At 41.4% G+C, this 18903-nt stretch carries 15 protein-coding genes, 3 tRNA genes and 1 rRNA gene; 16 read left to right on the top strand and 3 right to left on the bottom strand.

The features are described 5' to 3' along the window. Positions 1 to 27 precede the first annotated feature (27 nt). Positions 28 to 420 (bottom strand): desulfoferrodoxin family protein, encoded by a 393-nt coding sequence (locus VIG27_RS16630; protein WP_394523749.1) that lies wholly within the window; start codon positions 418 to 420, stop codon positions 28 to 30. A gap of 291 nt (positions 421 to 711) precedes the next feature. On the opposite strand from VIG27_RS16630, the gene VIG27_RS16625 reads away from it, so the two are divergent. Both VIG27_RS16625 and VIG27_RS16620 read left to right on the top strand, forming a co-directional pair. Beyond that, positions 712 to 784 (top strand) — tRNA-Phe (locus VIG27_RS16625). 41 nt (positions 785 to 825) lie between these two features. Then, positions 826 to 896 (top strand) — tRNA-Gly (locus tag VIG27_RS16620). A gap of 465 nt (positions 897 to 1361) precedes the next feature. Here the strand turns inward: VIG27_RS16620 and VIG27_RS16615 are convergent. Further along, entirely contained in the window at positions 1362 to 2189 is an 828-nt protein-coding gene (locus VIG27_RS16615; RefSeq protein ID WP_394523747.1) for a MerR family transcriptional regulator, read from the bottom strand. A gap of 97 nt (positions 2190 to 2286) precedes the next feature. On the opposite strand from VIG27_RS16615, the gene VIG27_RS16610 reads away from it, so the two are divergent. The 12 genes from VIG27_RS16610 (at position 2287) to VIG27_RS16555 (ending at position 14536) form a co-directional block, all read left to right on the top strand. Next, on the top strand, positions 2287 to 2889 hold the full coding sequence (locus VIG27_RS16610) for a GNAT family N-acetyltransferase (protein ID WP_394523745.1): 603 nt from the start codon (positions 2287 to 2289) through the stop codon (positions 2887 to 2889). Positions 2890 to 2949: 60 nt separating this feature from the next. Beyond that, the gene (locus tag VIG27_RS16605) at positions 2950 to 3966 is read left to right on the top strand and encodes an alpha/beta hydrolase family protein (RefSeq protein ID WP_394523744.1); all 1017 of its coding nucleotides are present in this window, start codon (positions 2950 to 2952) and stop codon (positions 3964 to 3966) included. A gap of 198 nt (positions 3967 to 4164) precedes the next feature. After that, on the top strand, positions 4165 to 4608 hold the full coding sequence (locus tag VIG27_RS16600; RefSeq protein WP_394523742.1) for a GNAT family N-acetyltransferase: 444 nt from the start codon (positions 4165 to 4167) through the stop codon (positions 4606 to 4608). Positions 4609 to 4824: 216 nt separating this feature from the next. Continuing rightward, the gene (locus VIG27_RS16595) at positions 4825 to 5682 is read left to right on the top strand and encodes a GNAT family N-acetyltransferase (protein WP_394523739.1); all 858 of its coding nucleotides are present in this window, start codon (positions 4825 to 4827) and stop codon (positions 5680 to 5682) included. 22 nt (positions 5683 to 5704) lie between these two features. Continuing rightward, positions 5705 to 6352: a type A chloramphenicol O-acetyltransferase gene (gene catA, locus VIG27_RS16590; protein ID WP_394523736.1), complete on the top strand. Its 648-nt coding sequence runs from the start codon at positions 5705 to 5707 to the stop codon at positions 6350 to 6352. 1015 nt (positions 6353 to 7367) lie between these two features. Then, positions 7368 to 8855, top strand: a complete 1488-nt coding sequence (locus VIG27_RS16585) for an aldehyde dehydrogenase family protein (protein ID WP_394523734.1) — start codon at positions 7368 to 7370, stop codon at positions 8853 to 8855. Between the two features lie 86 nt (positions 8856 to 8941). Beyond that, complete coding sequence (locus VIG27_RS16580) at positions 8942 to 9076, top strand: hypothetical protein (protein WP_394523731.1); 135 nt, start codon at positions 8942 to 8944, stop codon at positions 9074 to 9076. 313 nt (positions 9077 to 9389) lie between these two features. Continuing rightward, complete coding sequence (locus tag VIG27_RS16575; RefSeq protein WP_394523729.1) at positions 9390 to 10733, top strand: citrate transporter; 1344 nt, start codon at positions 9390 to 9392, stop codon at positions 10731 to 10733. Positions 10734 to 10803: 70 nt separating this feature from the next. Next, on the top strand, positions 10804 to 12933 hold the full coding sequence (locus VIG27_RS16570; RefSeq protein ID WP_394523728.1) for a hydantoinase/oxoprolinase family protein: 2130 nt from the start codon (positions 10804 to 10806) through the stop codon (positions 12931 to 12933). A 17-nt stretch (positions 12934 to 12950) separates the two neighbouring features. Then, positions 12951 to 13598 (top strand): hypothetical protein, encoded by a 648-nt coding sequence (locus VIG27_RS16565; RefSeq protein WP_394523726.1) that lies wholly within the window; start codon positions 12951 to 12953, stop codon positions 13596 to 13598. Positions 13599 to 13610: 12 nt separating this feature from the next. Then, positions 13611 to 14357 carry a GntR family transcriptional regulator gene (locus VIG27_RS16560; protein ID WP_394523724.1) on the top strand — a complete coding sequence of 249 codons (747 nt, stop codon included), beginning with the start codon at positions 13611 to 13613 and terminating at the stop codon, positions 14355 to 14357. Between the two features lie 106 nt (positions 14358 to 14463). After that, positions 14464 to 14536: transfer RNA gene (locus VIG27_RS16555), tRNA-Gly, on the top strand. A 1170-nt stretch (positions 14537 to 15706) separates the two neighbouring features. Here the strand turns inward: VIG27_RS16555 and VIG27_RS16550 are convergent. Then, complete coding sequence (locus VIG27_RS16550) at positions 15707 to 16285, bottom strand: hypothetical protein (protein WP_394523723.1); 579 nt, start codon at positions 16283 to 16285, stop codon at positions 15707 to 15709. 134 nt (positions 16286 to 16419) lie between these two features. Between VIG27_RS16550 and VIG27_RS16545 the strand changes: the two genes are divergently transcribed. Beyond that, on the top strand, positions 16420 to 16731 hold the full coding sequence (locus VIG27_RS16545) for a hypothetical protein (RefSeq protein ID WP_394523722.1): 312 nt from the start codon (positions 16420 to 16422) through the stop codon (positions 16729 to 16731). Between the two features lie 592 nt (positions 16732 to 17323). Next, positions 17324 to 18854 (top strand): 16S ribosomal RNA (locus VIG27_RS16540). The last annotated feature ends 49 nt before the right edge of the window (positions 18855 to 18903 follow it).

The raw sequence follows: 18903 nt of genomic DNA, 5'->3' as shown, positions 1-18903 counted from the left end.
TTCTCTTGAAGCGTAAGCTCCTTTTTCTCAGGCTTCTGTTTTCCAGAATCCGTGAAGATTGCAGTAAGCATAAGCGGCCTTGGGAGAATCACCGTATTCTAACGTGAAATGGGCCACCGGTTCGCAGTCTCTTCCTAAATTCACTCTCATTATGCAGTCGGCATTCGTATAAAGGCATACCCAGGTGATGCTGTGTTCCTCGGACATGGGGTGGAATACATTCCCCACTTTGACGGTTACGTGATTTCCATTGGTTTCAATGACAGGGGCATGTTTTTCGGCTGCTCCGTCAGAGGTGTTTGGTTCCAGAATGTCAAATGGCTTTAAGCTGTCTGGAATTGCAGCATTGGGCGCCCCTAAAATGGCTTCCAGAATGATGTTGTGGTTTTGGTCTGTCATAAATACTGGTTCGTTTTTCATGAGGATTCTCCAATCTTGTTGATATCATTTATCAGAATTCCCAAATGGAGGCAGAAACATAACACCAACTTTTACCAATTCCGGCAGCAAAACGGTCATTTAAGCTCCTCCCATATTTTTATAAACCGGTTGTCCTGGTCCATATACATCCGAATATAGCTGTACCCAAAATCTGCAGTGAACTCCCAATAACGAATAATACTTTTTTGTTATATTTTTTACATAATTTAGAAAACTTCTCTTGACAAAAAGAAGAAAATCCTGTAAAATTACTCGTGTTCCGACCGGTTAGCCCAGATAGCTCAGTTGGTAGAGCAGAGGACTGAAAATCCTCGTGTCGCTGGTTCGATTCCGGCTTTGGGCATTGTGCCTTTTGCACATTTGAATACGTTTTAAAATTCCTTTGCGGGTGTAGTTCAATGGTAGAACACTAGCCTTCCAAGCTAGATACGTGGGTTCGATTCCCATCACCCGCTTCAGATTAAAGTCATGTATGAGGATTTGAACTCATACATGACTTTTTTGCTTTCTATGATAAATTAGAGTGAACAGAGGGTATTTATAAAAGCTCTAATCCTACGATCATAAATTTGTTATAAGCAATGAAATTAAGTTGCACAAAACTGTGAAACTGAATAGAATTTTCCTCCTATTCGTGAAAGGACTTTGTTCTTATCATAAAACAGGAGAAGCTAGAAGGGCAGAAGAAAGCCACCATTATCCAGCCAGTATTTCTGCAAGAAAAAAACCAAGAAAAATGAAAGACGCCATTATGAAGCTGCTTGATGAAAACAAGGATGAGCTGAAAGACATTTCAGCCTCGGAAAAGAAAGCGAGCAGGAGAAATAAATGACTTGGGTCCAAGTTGGCCCGAAGTCGCAGGGGTTGAGCAAGGCACTCCTCAACATGCGGGGCTTGCCATCTTCAATATGAAACTAATATCAACCAGCTGTCTTATTTGGAAAATAGATGTCAGCCCAATATTCGTGTTTCATATCCTTATGAAGTAAAGCAAATCTGAATTTGATATTAAGAGTAGTCTCTCTTAGTTTGAAATGCATACAAAGCAGATATAGATACTCCTTTAAATCAGACTCATTCCCCCAAAAGCTAATGTGCCTGTAAGCACCGTATAAATAATATTTTGACACGCTGTCCTGCTTTGTTGCTTCATCCAGATTTTTATATATTTCATTCGCATGAACAATGTCACTATGAATGGAGAGACCTACAACTTGGGTGTTTTCTGTAATTGCTCCTTCCTCATTCACATAATAAAAGACCCATTGTTCAAAGGCTTCTATTCCGTTTATCATTGTAGTTGTTTGGGTATTCAGAACATTTTTAAGATCGACTTGGAAAATGGTAACATCCACATTTTTTTCTAAAGTAACCGTAGAAAAAGTTTTGTCGTTTGTGTGGTTCTGTATATGTGTCAGCATATTTGTCATTTTAGTGGTATATTGGACAAGTTTTGTTAGTGCCTCTTTCTTGGCTTCTATAAACTGAATTTGCTCCTGCATCATGTCCAGATAGCCTTCTATACTTTCAGATTCTACCTTTTCCTTGATTTGTTCTAAAGGTATTTCAAGGTGTTTTCCAACCAAAATCATTTCTAATGTATCAAGCTGCTCTAAAGAATAGTACCTGTATCCATTCTGTTTATCAACCATTGGTTTTAATAAGTTTTTGCGGTCATAATAGCGTAACGTATCAAGCGATATTCCGTATAAATTACTTACTTGCCCGATTCTTAAGAATTTCTCCATACTTCCTCCTATATTCGCGTATTGACCCTTGACCAACTCGAGGGTTTATAATGAGTATAACATCAATAAATGATAATTGCAAAGGAGGTATGGTTACATGCAAGTCAGCATTGAAAAATATCAAGATAAAGATTTTAAAGAAGTTATATCTCTATTAGTCAGTTCTTTTAAGAGTAAATTCTTGCATCGGCAAAGCCTGAATGAAAGTGAGATAGAAAGCATCTTATACTCCACTTGGGATATACAAGCTGAAGACCCCGGCTATTTACACTTTGTTGCAAAAGTGAATGAAAAAATAGTAGGCGTGATACTCATACGATATGGGCCAATACCAAAAAATCGAAAAAAAGTCCCAATTTTCAATCTGATACGCCAATACGGGCTTTTAAATATGCTCCTACTCCTATTTAAGCTATCCATACTGGAAATTTTCAATTTCCAAGAATGCTATATTGAGCATATCGCTGTGGACAAATCCATGCGTGGAAAGGGCATCGGAGAGCAGCTTATATCCTATTGCGAAGAACTACTAATTAAAATGAGTTACTCTACTTTGACTTTGGCAGTCGCAGCTGATAATTCTGCAAAACATTTGTATAGCAGAATGGGATTTCAAGAGATTAAGCATATTAATCATTGTTCGAAAAAATTTTTTATAGGAATTAATCAATGGATTTTTATGAAAAAGCTTTTAATTTGATAGCACATTTTGCAGTAAAGAAACAAAACCTAAAAAGCAGAATGTAAAGGGGTTATATAAATGACGAAAAAAGCAATTAAAATGATTGCAGGCATGATCATTTTTATTCTTGTCTGCATAGTCGTTATAATACAGCAAAATACTTTTGATATGAAAGTTACTTCTGTTCAAATACCAACTTCCAAAGGTGTACTAAATGGGAGTATCGTATTGCCAAAAGAAATGAAAGAAAGGGTTGGCCTAGTTATTTTCATTCATGGTGATGGACCGGCTAATGCCTCTTACAACAGTCAATATAATCCCTTGTGGGAAGAACTGGCTAGTTTGGGCTATGCTTCCCTTTCTTGGAGCAAACCCGGGATTGATGGTTCTTCGGGTAACTGGCTGACACAATCAATGGAAGATAGAGCATCGGAAGCATTGGAAGTCATCAATTGGGCGAGGACTCTCCCTGAAATCAACTTGGAAAAAATAGGACTGTGGGGTTCCAGCCAAGCCGGTTGGGTTATCCCTAAAATCAATCGTGAGGATAAAAATATTGCATTTAATATACTCGTTGCACCAGCTATCAATTGGGTGGATCAGGGCTTATACAATACTTTGGCCGAAATGAAAAGGGAAGGTAAATCTCTTAAAGATCAGGAGCAAGCAAAAGAAGAGTTTTTATGGAGTATATCGATGCTAGATAAGAATGCAACATATGAAGAATACCATAACAATCAAAATGCAGACAAAAGCATTACAAAAGAACGTTGGAATTTTATATCAAAGAATTACAAATCGGACGCTACGGAAGATATACAGTATTTCTACAGTCCTGTAAAACTATTTTTAGGTGGAAAAGATATTCATGTAGATAGTAATGATACAAAGCGGGTATATAAAAACGAAGTTTCTGAGGAATTTTTAAGCGTCACTTGGATATCTTCAACGGATCATTATATGCTAAGACCTTATTTGGTTAATTCCAAACTATTTACTACGTTAACTGGTTTATTTGCCCCACGACAGCTTGCTGATAGAGAATATTACGCTGGTATTAAAGAGTTTCTGCAATTAATTGATGATACTCACTGAATATAGTGTTTTGGTCTATAGTTCAAATCCACATCTCAAAATAGGATGATATCCAGAATTGACGTGGCTCACAGAAAGACATAGCATTTCCGCCAAGGAGATGTTATGTCTTTTTTTACGTAATCAAATGTGGTATTATAAATTCAAGACTTATTCAGTCAAACAGATAAGCGGGAGTTTGAGAAGGAGCCATAAAATATGAAGCTGATTGAAATCAATGAATTGAATCCTATCCTAATAGAGCAATTATTTGAAGTTTGGGATAAATCAGTTAGAGAAACCCATTTGTTTTTATCTGATTCAGAGATTAAAAATATAGCGCAGTATATTCCGCAGGCTTTAAATTCGATAGCTCATTTGATTATTGCAGTCAATAATGAAAAGAAGCCTGTTGCATTTATGGGAATTGAAAAAAGAAAATTGGAAATGCTTTTTATTTCCCCCCAATATAGGGGACAGGGATTGGGAAAACAACTTTTGCATTATGGGATGGAAAACTATTCTATAAACGAATTAGGCGTGAATGAACAAAATCCGCAAGCAAAAAGCTTCTATGAACACATGGGATTTCAAGTTTATAAAAGAACTGACACAGACGAGCAAGGAAATCCTTATCCAATTTTATATATGAGATTGGTTTAACAAACTTTAATTTGTCAGTCGGGCTATCAGTTGCTGCTATTCGAAAAATCTTTTTTGCACTATTAGCACAAATTAAAGTCATGTATGAGGATTTGTACTCATACATGACTTTTTGTTTTATCCATGTTAAAATCAAGGAGAATATACGTTATTTTACTGAGTGTAAGCGATGAAAGGTATGGAAAATAACTATCATAATCCAAAGGGGGATTGTAAATGCTGCGTTATGACTCATTCATTCATATAGAAAAAGAAACAATATACCAGGCTTTTTTAAACGCTTTTTCCGATTATCCGGTTCGCATGGATATGTCATTTGACCAATTTGAAAAGATGCTGAAACGAAAAGGCTTTGATCCTAATGTATCCGTGGGAGCCTTTGAGGAGGACTGTCTGGTCGGGTTTATTTTAAATGGCTGCAGAAAGTGGAATGGAAAAGCAACGGCATATGATGTGGGAACCGGGGTAATACCCCAGTTTAGAAAACAGGGGATCACGAAACATATGCTTCAGACAGCAAAACAATATTGTATTGATTCAGGAGCGGAACAATATATTCTGGAAGTGCTGACATCGAACACCTCTGCAGCAAATATTTATAGAAAAAATGGATTCGCGGTTGAGAGAGAATTTCTGTGCTGTCAGATGGAACGAGGAAATGACAGATTCGATCCGATTCATCAGACAGAACACATTTTAAACCCGGATTGGGAACTATTTGGCAGCTTTTGGGATTATCCTCCTTCCTGGCAAAATTCCATTCAATCCATTGAGGCATTATCAGAGAGTTTTATGATATCGGCTGTGCGGAAAAACAATCATATTGCCGGTTATGGAATAATTGATAAGTCAACCGGGGAAATTCCTCAGATTGCTGTGGATAAGAAATGGAGAAACAAAGGCATTGGCAGCAGCATACTGGCAGATTTAATTAAACAGACGGATTGCGATCAAATAAAAATTTTAAATATTGATACCCGTTCAAAGGCAATGCTTTATTTTGTTTCTGCCGCTGGTTTTTATCATACAGTTACTCAGTATGAGATGAAGCTGGATTTTGGGATACGACTATAGGAGGTTTTAGGAGGCTAATATTATGAATTTTATTGAAATACCAATGGAACAATGGGTTAGAAAAAGCCACTACGAGCATTATAAAAATAATATGCGGTGCTCCTATAGCGTGACGGTGGATATTGATGTATCCAGCTTGATTGTCCGATTAAAAGACAAAAAAATAAAAAGCTATCCTGCTCAAATCTATATGCTTGCAACCGTTGTAAATCAGTTTACGGAGTTTCGGATGACAACAAATGAACATGGACACTTAGGCTATTGGGAAGTCATAAATCCAATGTATACAGTTTTAAATCCGGGAACGGAAACATTTTCAGCCGTGTGGTCGAAGTTTGATGGTTGCTTTGAAACATTTTATCAAGCCTATTTAAAGGATACCGCACAGTATTCCACCGGAGTTTTGTTCCCTCAAGAGGAAATTCCAGACAATGTTTTTAACATTTCCAGTGTTCCGTGGCTGGATTTTACAGCTTTTAATATCAATGTTTTTTCTGATGGAGGCTATCTGCTGCCCATTTTCACCATTGGAAAATATAAGAAGGAAAACCACAAAACGCTGATGCCACTTGCCATCCAGTGCCACCACGCGGTTTGCGATGGCTGCCATGTTGGGAAATTTGTAGAGTCATTTCGGCAAATGGCAGCAGATCCAGAGAAGTGGTTATAATGCATTGATTGTTATGCATACATAGGGAGTGCTACAAAACCAATTTACATGAGTTTTGTAACCTCCCTCTTTTTATATATCAACAATGTTTTCAAAACACCATTTCATGCTTGCATTAAAACAGAACTATGCCGCTGTGTTTATCTTTGCCGGAGGCGGAACAAAAGAAGCTGACCGAGGAAACCATCCTAAACCACTTCTCGTTGAATACCGGCTCGCCTGTGGCAGCTCCGGGGCAGCGGATAGGGGGGCAAACAGGATAACCAGATTCAACGGGATAAAAACTATATTCCAGGGAAAAATCCAAGATATCCACCTGAAACTTTGGAATTAGTTCGGTGAATAATGTGGCAAGTCCGTACAAGGACATGGTAAGCACGAACACCATCAGCTTTTGGACTTGAGAGATTGTATTTTTAAAATTTATAGCTTGAGTATAACAGAGCAATATAAATTTTATCATCAGTAATATGAAAAACGTAAAAACTTTTATCTCAATTTCCATGTGTTATAAATTTAACATAAATCAGATTAATTGATAAATTAAGAGGAACAAAAGAAAAATTTTATTAAAAAACATCAATAAAATTGGGAACAATTAAATTTAAGAAAATAGTTTAAGAAAAAACCTCGTATTCTGTTAAAAAAAACCCAATCATAGGATCGGAATATGAAAGTTCAGAAGAAAAAGAGGAGAAAAAGATTGTGAAAATGATATCAAAACCTAATGACAATCAGGAAAAAACGGAAGGTAATGTATGTGAAAAAGGAAATAAAGGCCCTATAACCATATTTCAACTCTATGAAATCAGATAATATCAAAAGAAATTCTGCCGAGATAGAAAAACTCCTTTGTTAAAGAATAAGCGGAATCCGATAAATAAATGTCAAACAGATGTGAAATAAATAACTAAATTGACAGATATAATTCCGTGCATATAATGAACAATACAGACACAAATCAATCCGGAAGGGTTGCAGACACATATATGAGGAATCAGAAAGGAGATTTTTTATGGCGAACATAGAAATTCAGAAAAAATATCAGTTATTAATAGGAGGACAGTGGAAGGATGCATCCGACGGCAAAACGTTCCCCACCCACTCCCCGGCAGACGGGACACTTCTTGCAGATTGTGCGGAAGCGACCAGAGAAGACGTTGACGAAGCGGTCAAAGAAGCCTGGAAGGCATTTGAGACATGGAGGCACGTATCGGTCAAAGAGCGGGCCGTCATCTTAAATAAGATTGCCGATATCATAGATGAAAACAGGGAACATCTGGCTACCGTGGAATCCCTGGATAACGGGAAGCCCATCAGAGAGACCATGAATGTGGATATTCCCCTGGCAGCCCAGCATTTCCGTTATTTTGCAGGGTGTATCCTGGCTGACGAAGGAAGTGCCAATATCCTTGATGGAAATACGCTGAGCCTGATCTTAAAAGACCCCATTGGCGTGGTCGGTCAGATCGTGCCATGGAATTTCCCGTTTTTAATGGCTTCCTGGAAGCTGGCACCGGTGCTGGCCAGCGGCTGCTGTACCGTATTTAAGACCTCCAGCGCAACTCCGTTAAGTGTGCTGGAACTGGCAAGGCTGACTCAGGATGTGATTCCGGCCGGTGTCTTTAATGTGATTACAGGTGCCGGGTCCAAGTCCGGGCAGTATATGCTGGAACATGAAGGCTTCCGCAAACTGGCCTTTACCGGTTCTACGGAAGTAGGCAAGAGCGTGGCAATTGCTGCGGCAGAAAAGCTGATTCCTGCAACCCTTGAGCTGGGTGGCAAATCTGCCAATATCTTTTTTGAAGACTGTGACTGGGAGATGGCCATGGACGGCATCCAGCTTGGGATTCTGTTCAATCAGGGCCAGGTATGCTGTGCCGGTTCCAGAGTTTTCGTACAGGAAAGCATCTATGATAAATTTGTGGAAGAAGCGGTAAAACGCTTTCATAAGGTGAAGGTTGGCGATCCTCTGGACCCGGATACCCAGATGGGCAGCCAGATCAATAACGGTCAGTTAAAGAAGATATTAAGCTATGTGGAGATAGCCAAAGCCGAAGGTGCCACAGTTCTCTGCGGCGGAGAAAAGCTGACAGAGAATGGCCTTGATAAAGGCGCTTTCTTAAAACCAACCCTTCTTGGGAATGTAACAAATGATATGAGAGTGGCACAGGAAGAAATCTTTGGGCCGGTTGCCTGCATCATCAAGTTCAAGACAGAAGATGAGGTGGTTAAGATGGCCAATGACAGCGAGTTCGGTCTTGGCGGAGCCGTTTGGACCAAAGATATTAACCGGGCCATAAGAGTTGCCAGAGCGGTGGAAACAGGCCGTATTTGGGTCAATACTTATAACAGCATACCGGAGGGAGCGCCGTTTGGCGGTTATAAGACCTCAGGGATCGGACGTGAGACCCATAAGGTAATGCTGGAACACTATACTCAGATGAAAAATATCCTTATTAATTTAAATGAAGTTCCTTCTGGTTTTTATCCTCAGAAATAAAATAAAAACACACTTTTTTAAAAGGGGCTGTCGCAAAATGAATCTGCGGCAGCCTCTTTTGTCATCCTGGAGAAAGGCATCCTCCTATGGATCATTTGAGACAAGCCGTACTTTTGATCTACGGTTCCGGTGCGTTTGGAAGCTCCAGGCTTCAGAATAAAATACGGGATGACTTGCCAGCCATTCTTTCTGGCAAAAATGAATCCGGAAAGAACTTTTAGAATGGCTGGTTATGGGTAAAATAAAGGAAAAGGAGAAATGGACAACTAATATATTAATTGTAATATATATGAGAATTATTGGAAATTATAAGTGTAAAAAATGCAGAAACAAATCTAATACATCTCTTATATTTTATGAAAATTCGACAAAAAATAAAGCGAAAAACCGGGATTATCACCATATACAGACTGATATTTTAGTACTAATATATTAGTATCAGCAGTTGGCCGAAAGCCTCTGCAGGGGAGGCAGAAGGGGGTATTTATCTTCTGCGGGTTACCAATCAAACATTTTATTTTAAGGAGGGTTCGTATGAACATCAATGTAATCATCGGTATTATCATGATTCTGTCCTTCCTTGGCATGGTCTGGTACTGTGTGAAGGGACTCAATCTTATGGTGGGGTTTGCAGTCATGGCTACCTTTTGGACCGTACTTGCGCTGGTGGGAAATGCATTTTCCCCAAATTCAGCAATGGAGGGCAAATCACTCATCGATGTGCTGACCTATGTGTACGCAGATGGTCCGGCAGGTTATGCAAAATCAATTTTAGTAAACGTATTTTTCGGTGCATTCTTCGGCAGGGTCCTGGTTGATACCGGAATCGCAGCAACACTGATCCGTAAGGTGGTTGAGCTTGGCGGCGATAAACCAAGAATCACCATGGGACTGCTCTGTGTGGTTACAGCCATCATCTTTATGTCCATGACAGGGATCGGTCCGGTAATTTCAATCGCAGTTATCGTGCTTCCCATCATGCTGTCACTCGGCATCCCGGCACCGGTTGCCATGTTCAGCTTCATGGGCTCCATTATGGCAGGTATCTTTGGCAATATTGTAAACTTCAAGCAGTATCAGACCATTTATGCGGGATTTAATCCGGCAGCAGAAGCCTACACCTATAACGACTATTTTGAGATCGGCCTGATCTGCATGATCGTTGCTCTGGTCGTTGTACTGATTGTATCAAATTTCTCTATGAATAAGAAGACTTCCCATGCATGGGCGGCCTCTTCTGCTTCTTCAAACGACAATGCTCCGGCTATTTCCTGGATCTCAGTAATCCTGCCGGTCATCGGTGTGGTTGCATTTAAAATCCCCATCATCCTTGGATTCTGCTTATCCGGTATCTTTGCACTTGTTACAACCGGAAAAATGAAGGGAAGCTATTCGGAGATCTGCAGACTGTTTGCAAAACTGTTTACTGACGGTTCCATTGATGTGGCACCAATGGTTGGCTTTTTGCTCACGCTGTCCATGTTTAATAACGCGGCGACGTATGCAGCACCTTATTTTACAGCCATCCTGGGCGGATTTGTTCCCAAGACAGCTCTTTTGCTGGCGATTACGTTTGCGGTATTGACACCCCTTGGCTTCTTCCGGGGACCTTTGAATCTGGTTGGTTCAGGAACCGCGATTCTGGCAGTCGTAGTGGCCGCAATCCCCAACGCACCGGTTGCATTCTTATTCCCCTTGTTTGCAATCACAACCATCGCACCTCAGCATCTGGATATCACCCAGTCCTGGGTGGCATGGGGATTTGGTTACACCAAGGTATCCACGAAAGATTACATGAAGATGTCCATACCAGCCGGCTGGATCATCGGTGTGATCTGCTGTATCGCAGTATTTGTACTTTACGGCGGCTTACTGTAAAAATAAACGGAACTGGCAGATACTTCGCCAGTTCCCTCGAAAAGGGATCAAAGAAAGGAGAATTCTTAAAATGGGAAGATCAGTAAGAATGGGCATCGATGTGGGAGGCACCCATACAAAAGCGGTTGCAATTGACAATGCCACCCACGAAATCATTGGGAAGTCTTCGGTGAAAACAACACATGATGATCCCAGAGGTGTAGCGGCAGGCGTTGTAAAGTCCTTTCAGAACTGCTTAAAGGAAAATGAAATCAGTCCCGAGGATGTAGTGTTCGTTGCCCACTCCACCACACAGGCCACCAATGCCCTGATCGAAGGCGATGTGGCTGTAGTCGGTGTAATCGGTATGGCAAAGGGAGGCATGGAAGGATTTCTGGCAAAAAGACAGACAAAGATTCCGGACATTGATCTGGGAAACCAAAAAAAGATCAAGATCATCAATGAGTTTATCAATGTAAAAAAGATGGACCGCACCGTGGTCGAAAATACCATTGAATCCATGAAGCAGTCAGGTGCCCAGGTTTTCGTATCCTCCATGGCATTTGGTGTTGATGACGGAGGCCCGGAGCAGGAGGTCTATGAGGTGGCCAGTGAGAAAAACATTCCCACCACCATGGCTTCCGATATCACAAAACTTTACGGCCTGACCAGACGCACCAGAACAGCAGCCATCAACGCTTCCATCCTGCCAAAGATGCTAGATACCGCCACGTCTACGGAAGAATCCGTAAGAGAAGCCGGAGTATTTGTACCCCTGATGATCATGCGTGGCGACGGCGGTGTTATGGAGATTTCCGAAATGAAAAAGCGGCCTGTGCTCACCATGCTTTCCGGTCCGGCTGCTTCTGTTATGGGCTCTCTCATGTATTTAAGAGCATCAAACGGCGTTTATTTTGAAGTAGGCGGAACCACCACCAACATCGGAGTAATCAAAAACGGACGTCCCGCCATTGACTATTCCATTGTCGGAGGACATCCTACCTATATTTCATCACTTGATGTAAGAGTGCTGGGGGTGGCCGGAGGGTCCATGGTCCGCGCAAACAAACAGGGAATCATCGACGTGGGTCCCCGTTCCGCCCATATTGCAGGGCTTGATTATTCCGTATTTACGGATACTGAGAAGATCAAAAACCCTACTGTGGAATTTTTCTCTCCAAAACCAGGAGATCCGGCTGATTATGTGAGAATTCGGCTGGAAGACGGATCAGCAGTCACCATAACCAATTCCTGTGCGGCTAACGTATTGGGACTGGTAAAGAAAGAGCATTTCTCTTACGGAAATGTGGAATCAGCCAGAAAAGCAATGAAAGCCCTTGCGGACTACTGTAACACCACCCCGGAAGACATTGCCAAGCAGATCATGGAAAAAGCTTATTTGAAGATCGAACCTGTGATCTTAGAGCTGGCGGAAAAATACAAGCTGGAAAAGGATCAGATATCTTTGGTAGGAGTTGGAGGAGGAGCCGCTTCCCTGATCATTTATTTCAGCGAAAAAATGGGAGTCAAATACTCCATTCCTGAAAATGCGGAAGTAATTTCCTCCATCGGTGTGGCCCTTTCCATGGTCCGTGATGTGGTGGAACGTATCATTCCGTCACCATCAAAAGAAGACATTAAGTCCATCAAGAACGAAGCATTAAATAAAGCCATTGAATCCGGCGCAACGGCAGATTCGGTGGAGATCCATATTGAAATTGATCCTCAGACCTCAAAGGTAACCGCCATAGCAACCGGTTCTACGGAAGTAAAGACAGCAGATCTGTTAAAAGAATGCGATGAAGCCGAAGCCCGGCATTTAGCAGCCGAAGATATGAGAATCGCGGATGAGGACGCAAAGCTTCTGGTAAGCTCCGGTTATTTCTATATATATGGAGATCAGACCGGTGCCGATTTTGCAGGAGCGATCCGTATTATAGATAAGAAGGGCTTTATAAAGGTCCAGCGAGGAAGAGGTATGTGCGTAAAGACCACAGCCGCAGAATGCATGAGTGCGATCAAGCAGCTATGGGAAGATATGGCCGTGTACCAGACCGACCTGATTATCAGACCGGACTACTATCTTTGTATGGGGGCCCGTGTCATGGACTTTTCAGCCGTTGATTTTGAACAGCTGGAATTGCTTGTGGATCTGGAAATCTCCGCTTTGGAGGCGGATGAAGAGATCCTTGTAGTAGCAGCCAACAGAAAGCAGAGCTAAAGCGTTTGGAGAAGGAAATGGAAAAGACACAGCTGCAGAGTATGGCACAGGAGCTGTTTAAGGTGAAGGATGAATCCTGGGGAATGTATGCATTCTCCCGGGATATCCTTCGTGATAAAATAGATGGAACACAAAAAGAATCTATGATCAGGCGGTCCATCCGGTGCGGGGAGGATATGGCAGATCAAGCCGCAAAGAGATTGGGGACCCGAAATCCGTGGGAAATGGCAGAAAAACTCAAACTCAAGGTGGAGTTTACGGAAAGAGGGCAGCTTGCGGACCGGGTGCTGTTTGCTCTTTTTACACCTCCAAACCGGATAGAGATCATGACGGAACCCATGGAACGGGCAGCAAAACAGGGGGGATTATCCGATTTGATATCAAAGGAACAGATGACAAAGCTGATCCTGGGCCATGAGATCTTTCATTATTTAGAAGAGGAAGAAGAGGGGATTTATACCAAAAATGAGAAAATCACCCTCTGGAAGTTCCTTGGGTTAAAGAATAAATCCACAATCCGGGCCTTGTCTGAGATCGGAGGGATGTACTTTTCAAAAAAAATTAATGGAATTTCATATTCACCATTTGCTTTAGATATACTTTTGTATTATAATTATAGTCCAGATGAAGCCCTGAAGATGTACAGGGAAGTATTAAGCTTTTAACAGGAGGCATTGATGGGCGAAACAGACAACAGCCAGATTGAATCTATTTATGATGTTTTGCGGACGGATATACTGGATTTAAGGCTGCGCCCTGGAATGATTTTCAGCATTAAGGACATCAGCGAGTCCTATCAGGTTGGCAGGACCCCGGTACGTGATGCACTGATAAGCCTTTCCAAGGAAGGGCTTATCACTTTTCTGCCCCAGCGGGGAACCATGATATCCAAGATCGATTATGACAAAGTGAGGAATGAGCGGTTTTTAAGAACCTGCGTGGAAGAAAACGTGATGCTGGAGTTTATGGCAGTGTGCAATTTAAAGGCCATTACAGCCCTTGAGATGTCATTGGAACGGCAGGAGGGGCTGGAAAAAAGCGGCGATATCCGCGCATTCTTGTCAGAGGATACTTATTTCCATTCTATATTCTATGATGGAGCCAACAAAGGCTACTGCAACGACATATTAGAAGCCAATTCCGGACATTACCGGAGAATACGGCTTCTCGCCATGGCGGATTCCGGTATTGAAAAAGGCGTTGTGAAGCAGCACAGGGATCTGGTGGACGCCATCCTTGCAAAAGATTCCGACCGCCTTCATGGGGTGCTGAATCATCACTTAAACCGGCTGGTCAACAAAGAACGGACGCTGGTAGCCAAATATACAGATTTATTCGATCATGAACAAGCAGGGACCAGGCGGGAAACCGACGGACTGGGCGTGGATTTTCTGGTCGAGACCAAGCTGAAGTATCATGCATAGCCGGGAAATACAACCATAAAATTTTTCTTTGACCTCTTGCATTTCCCGGGAAAATATGATATAATCCTACCATCGTTGAAACGAACAGAATTTAAAGATCAGTTATGCGCGAGTGGCTCAGTTGGTGGAGTACGACCTTGCCAAGGTCGGGGTCGCGGGTTCGAGTCCCGTCTCGCGCTCTTCATTCAGAAGGTAAAAAGCAGATTTCCAGTTGGAAGTCTGCTTTTTTGTTGATCTCATGGGCAACTCTAACAAGTGCAAGTTTTAAATATAACCAGGTAGTGGGAAACGATTTTTTAATAAGCTAAAAAAATCAAACAGTGATCTACTTTTATTTCAAAAAAACAAAATGAAAAAGGGTTGGTGAAGACTAACAGAATACACATGGAGAATAAATAAAAGAAACTTTTGGGATTACAAGAAAATCAAATATATTTCAATTTTCGGATGATGAGTCTATAAAACGTGTCGTCTATTGTTTGAAGGATATATCAGATTCTATGGCAAGAGCGAGTTCATATATCGCAGACCAACCTTCGCTTATAACTGTTATTGCAAATAAAAAACAAAGCTTTTATTTTTAAAAATATCAAAGTTTTTAGTCAGGAAATAAGATGTTGGTCTGTATCGTTGGTGACAGCTAATATACTGACGCAGACTGCTTATGGAAATCTTGAACAAAATAGGAGAGGCCATATGATGAGCATGCGTTCTATACCTGACAAATATTGGCCCTGTAAAATATACTTCTATGAAAGGAAATAGATGATTAATCAATATGAGTAGACAGAAAATGGCCGACTAATTGTGTTGAAAGAAGTGCATTAACAGAATGAAAAAGGAGAGACTTATTGATTATAGAAAAAACGTATTTTTTAAATAAATATCAATAAAAGGATTACTTCCGCCACGGTTGCAATGGAAATGATCCTTATTTTCATATTTTTATAGATTCTTATATTCGAGTTATCTATAACTAACATTATTAAAAAAATATAAGAAAGTGAAGCAATTAAGTAAAAAAGAGTTTTTAAAATGGTACTTCAGCTTAAAATCAAATAAAAGTATTAGAGGTGTAGCTGCAGCATCTATCTATTCCTATAAATAAAAACTTTTAATCGCCTTCATTTGTTTGGAGTAAGCGATGTTCTGGGGAGTCTTTCAAAAAGATTGGTATGTAAGAATATTTGACTTTTATTGATACAAATTTAAACGGATGCTGCATTTGATGATCACAAGCCAGACAAATAGATAACAGCATAAATTATAATATATGAATCTTTGGCATAAATTTGATAATTAATATTGAGAAATCTGTTAGCTGAAAATCAATCAGCATTTTCCCAAATTCAAAAATGCTGATTAATTTCAACAGTACATGGAACCTGCTTCATAATTGGTAATCCTGGAATACTTTCATAGGTAACCCGAAGCATTGGACGCATGGAAAGAATTTTGAAATTATGTCCTGCGTAAAAAAGCGGAAGACCATTTCCTGGACTGGTAATAATTAATCCCTTATTCTCTAACTGTTCGTTATGCCAAATTTGTGTGATTTGCGTTATATCAATTTCAGTATAGCTTGAATAAATGTCATTCATAAAACAGGTTTCATATTTATAATCGAATTGAGGTTTTGAAAAGTGGTTACTGTATATATTGAAAAAGTCAGTTAAAGGGTATAAGCAATATGAATCGCTGAAATATGGTCTGCATACATGACTGGGGGTGCAGACGGGAAGCTTATAAAGAATTAAACGGGAATTTTTGATTTTACCTAAATAAAAATCAGGCTGTAGATCAAAGTACAGAAATATGTTTTCTCTGCATTTGCCACATTGACCTACAATTAAAGCATCATTATTGTATTGATAGCAATTGCTGCAAAAGCTTCCAGAATATTTACATATAATATCAATGAAACTCATGTGAATCCCTCCTGGTTTAATATATGTATCAGTATACAGGACGGGCACTGAAACACTCTTCTATATTAGGAATATACTTATATTAGGCACAATTGTTTGGCCTGGCAAATAAAAAGATAGAAAGGATAATATATATGGCAATTGAAATATCAGTAACCAACGCAACTGCATTCAATTCAAGTGTGTCAGATGCTTTTTTTGATATATCGTTTACCAATGATTCCGCATTTAGTTACGCTGCTAATTCCAGCATTTATTACTATGCCTTGCTCACAGATTCCACTACAGGTACTGCCAAGACGCAGGAAGTAACGTTTGAAGTTCCTAAAACGGAAGAGGGAACAATAACTGCTGCAACAACCGAGACTTTTACAATAGAGAATACAGGAGATCTTTTATCCCCTGTTACTGCGTCGGGTGGAAGGATATTATATGTATCTCAATAAAAGGTAAAACAAGAGCCGGACATGTTCTGGCTCTTGTTTAAAAATATAGTTTAAAAAATAATGTAAAATAGTGTTGACAAATGTCGCCTGCATTGGTATGATATAACTCGCCGCTGAAAACGGCGGCAAAACTTCTTCCAAAACACATCGGGAAACGATGAAAAATGTTTTGAAGAAAATGAAAAAAATGGTTGACAAAAACAACCACAAATGATAAGATATACGAGTTGCTGTTGAAGCAGACAACACAAAAAGCACTTTGAAAACAGAAGATTGAACAGTATGTAAAACCCTGAAAATTCTAATAAATAAGCTGTGTTTGAACAGCTTTGAATGAGAAATTCAGAACGAATACAAGCAATTGTATACGAACCAAACAACAAGTAAAACGGGAAATAAATTAGCTAGTTAGTTGATTTTGACCGTGGATTGAACAGAATGGCAGGTCCAAGCGGTACGCTCATGAAGCTTTGCTTCATTCGCTACCATTTGCTTCGCAAATGTTCAGCCATTTACCAAAAAGTCTTTATGGAAGCGAGCTTCCAACAGGCTTCCTGGTAAATATCTGACCGCTTTCAAAGACTATTTGCTTAAATTTGAGAGTTCGATCCTGGCTCAGGATGAACGCTGGCGGCGTGCTTAACACATGCAAGTCGAGCGAAGCAATTTTAAGGAAGCCTTCGGGTGGAATTAAGATTGACTGAGCGGCGGACGGGTGAGTAACGCGTGGGTAACCTGCCTCATACAGGGGGATAACAGTTAGAAATGACTGCTAATACCGCATAAGCGCACAGTGCCGCATGGCACGGTGTGAAAAACTCCGGTGGTATGAGATGGACCCGCGTCTGATTAGGTAGTTGGTGAGGTAACGGCTCACCAAGCCGACGATCAGTAGCCGACCTGAGAGGGTGACCGGCCACATTGGGACTGAGACACGGCCCAAACTCCTACGGGAGGCAGCAGTGGGGAATATTGGACAATGGGGGAAACCCTGATCCAGCGACGCCGCGTGACTGAAGAAGTATTTCGGTATGTAAAGGTCTATCAGCAGGGAAGAAAATGACGGTACCTGACTAAGAAGCCCCGGCTAACTACGTGCCAGCAGCCGCGGTAATACGTAGGGGGCAAGCGTTATCCGGATTTACTGGGTGTAAAGGGAGCGTAGACGGCGATGCAAGTCTGGAGTGAAAGCCCGGGGCTCAACCCCGGGACTGCTTTGGAAACTGTGTTGCTAGAGTGCAGGAGAGGTAAGTGGAATTCCTAGTGTAGCGGTGAAATGCGTAGATATTAGGAGGAACACCAGTGGCGAAGGCGGCTTACTGGACTGTAACTGACGTTGAGGCTCGAAAGCGTGGGGAGCAAACAGGATTAGATACCCTGGTAGTCCACGCCGTAAACGATGAATACTAGGTGTTGGGGAGCAAAGCTCTTCGGTGCCGCCGCTAACGCAATAAGTATTCCACCTGGGGAGTACGTTCGCAAGAATGAAACTCAAAGGAATTGACGGGGACCCGCACAAGCGGTGGAGCATGTGGTTTAATTCGAAGCAACGCGAAGAACCTTACCAAGTCTTGACATCGGAATGACCGGTCCGTAACGGGGCCTTCCCTACGGGGCATTCCAGACAGGTGGTGCATGGTTGTCGTCAGCTCGTGTCGTGAGATGTTGGGTTAAGTCCCGCAACGAGCGCAACCCTTATCCTTAGTAGCCAGCAGTACGGCTGGGCACTCTGGGGAGACTGCCAGGGATAACCTGGAGGAAGGTGGGGATGACGTCAAATCATCATGCCCCTTATGATTTGGGCTACACACGTGCTACAATGGCGTAAACAAAGGGAAGCAAAGGAGCGATCTGGAGCAAATCCCAAAAATAACGTCTCAGTTCGGATTGTAGTCTGCAACTCGACTACATGAAGCTGGAATCGCTAGTAATCGCAGATCAGAATGCTGCGGTGAATACGTTCCCGGGTCTTGTACACACCGCCCGTCACACCATGGGAGTTGGTAACGCCCGAAGTCAGTGACCCAACCGTAAGGAGGGAGCTGCCGAAGGCGGGACTGATAACTGGGGTGAAGTCGTAACAAGGTAGCCGTATCGGAAGGTGCGGCTGGATCACCTCCTTTCTAAGGAAGAAGAAGTAGGGGTTTTATATACTGTTGAGTCTTAGGTTTT

Source organism: Lacrimispora sinapis, assembly GCF_043633585.1.
GTDB lineage: Bacteria > Bacillota > Clostridia > Lachnospirales > Lachnospiraceae > Lacrimispora > Lacrimispora sinapis.
Note: the sequence above shows the minus strand (reverse complement) of the source record. Positions and strands in the feature narration are given on the sequence as shown.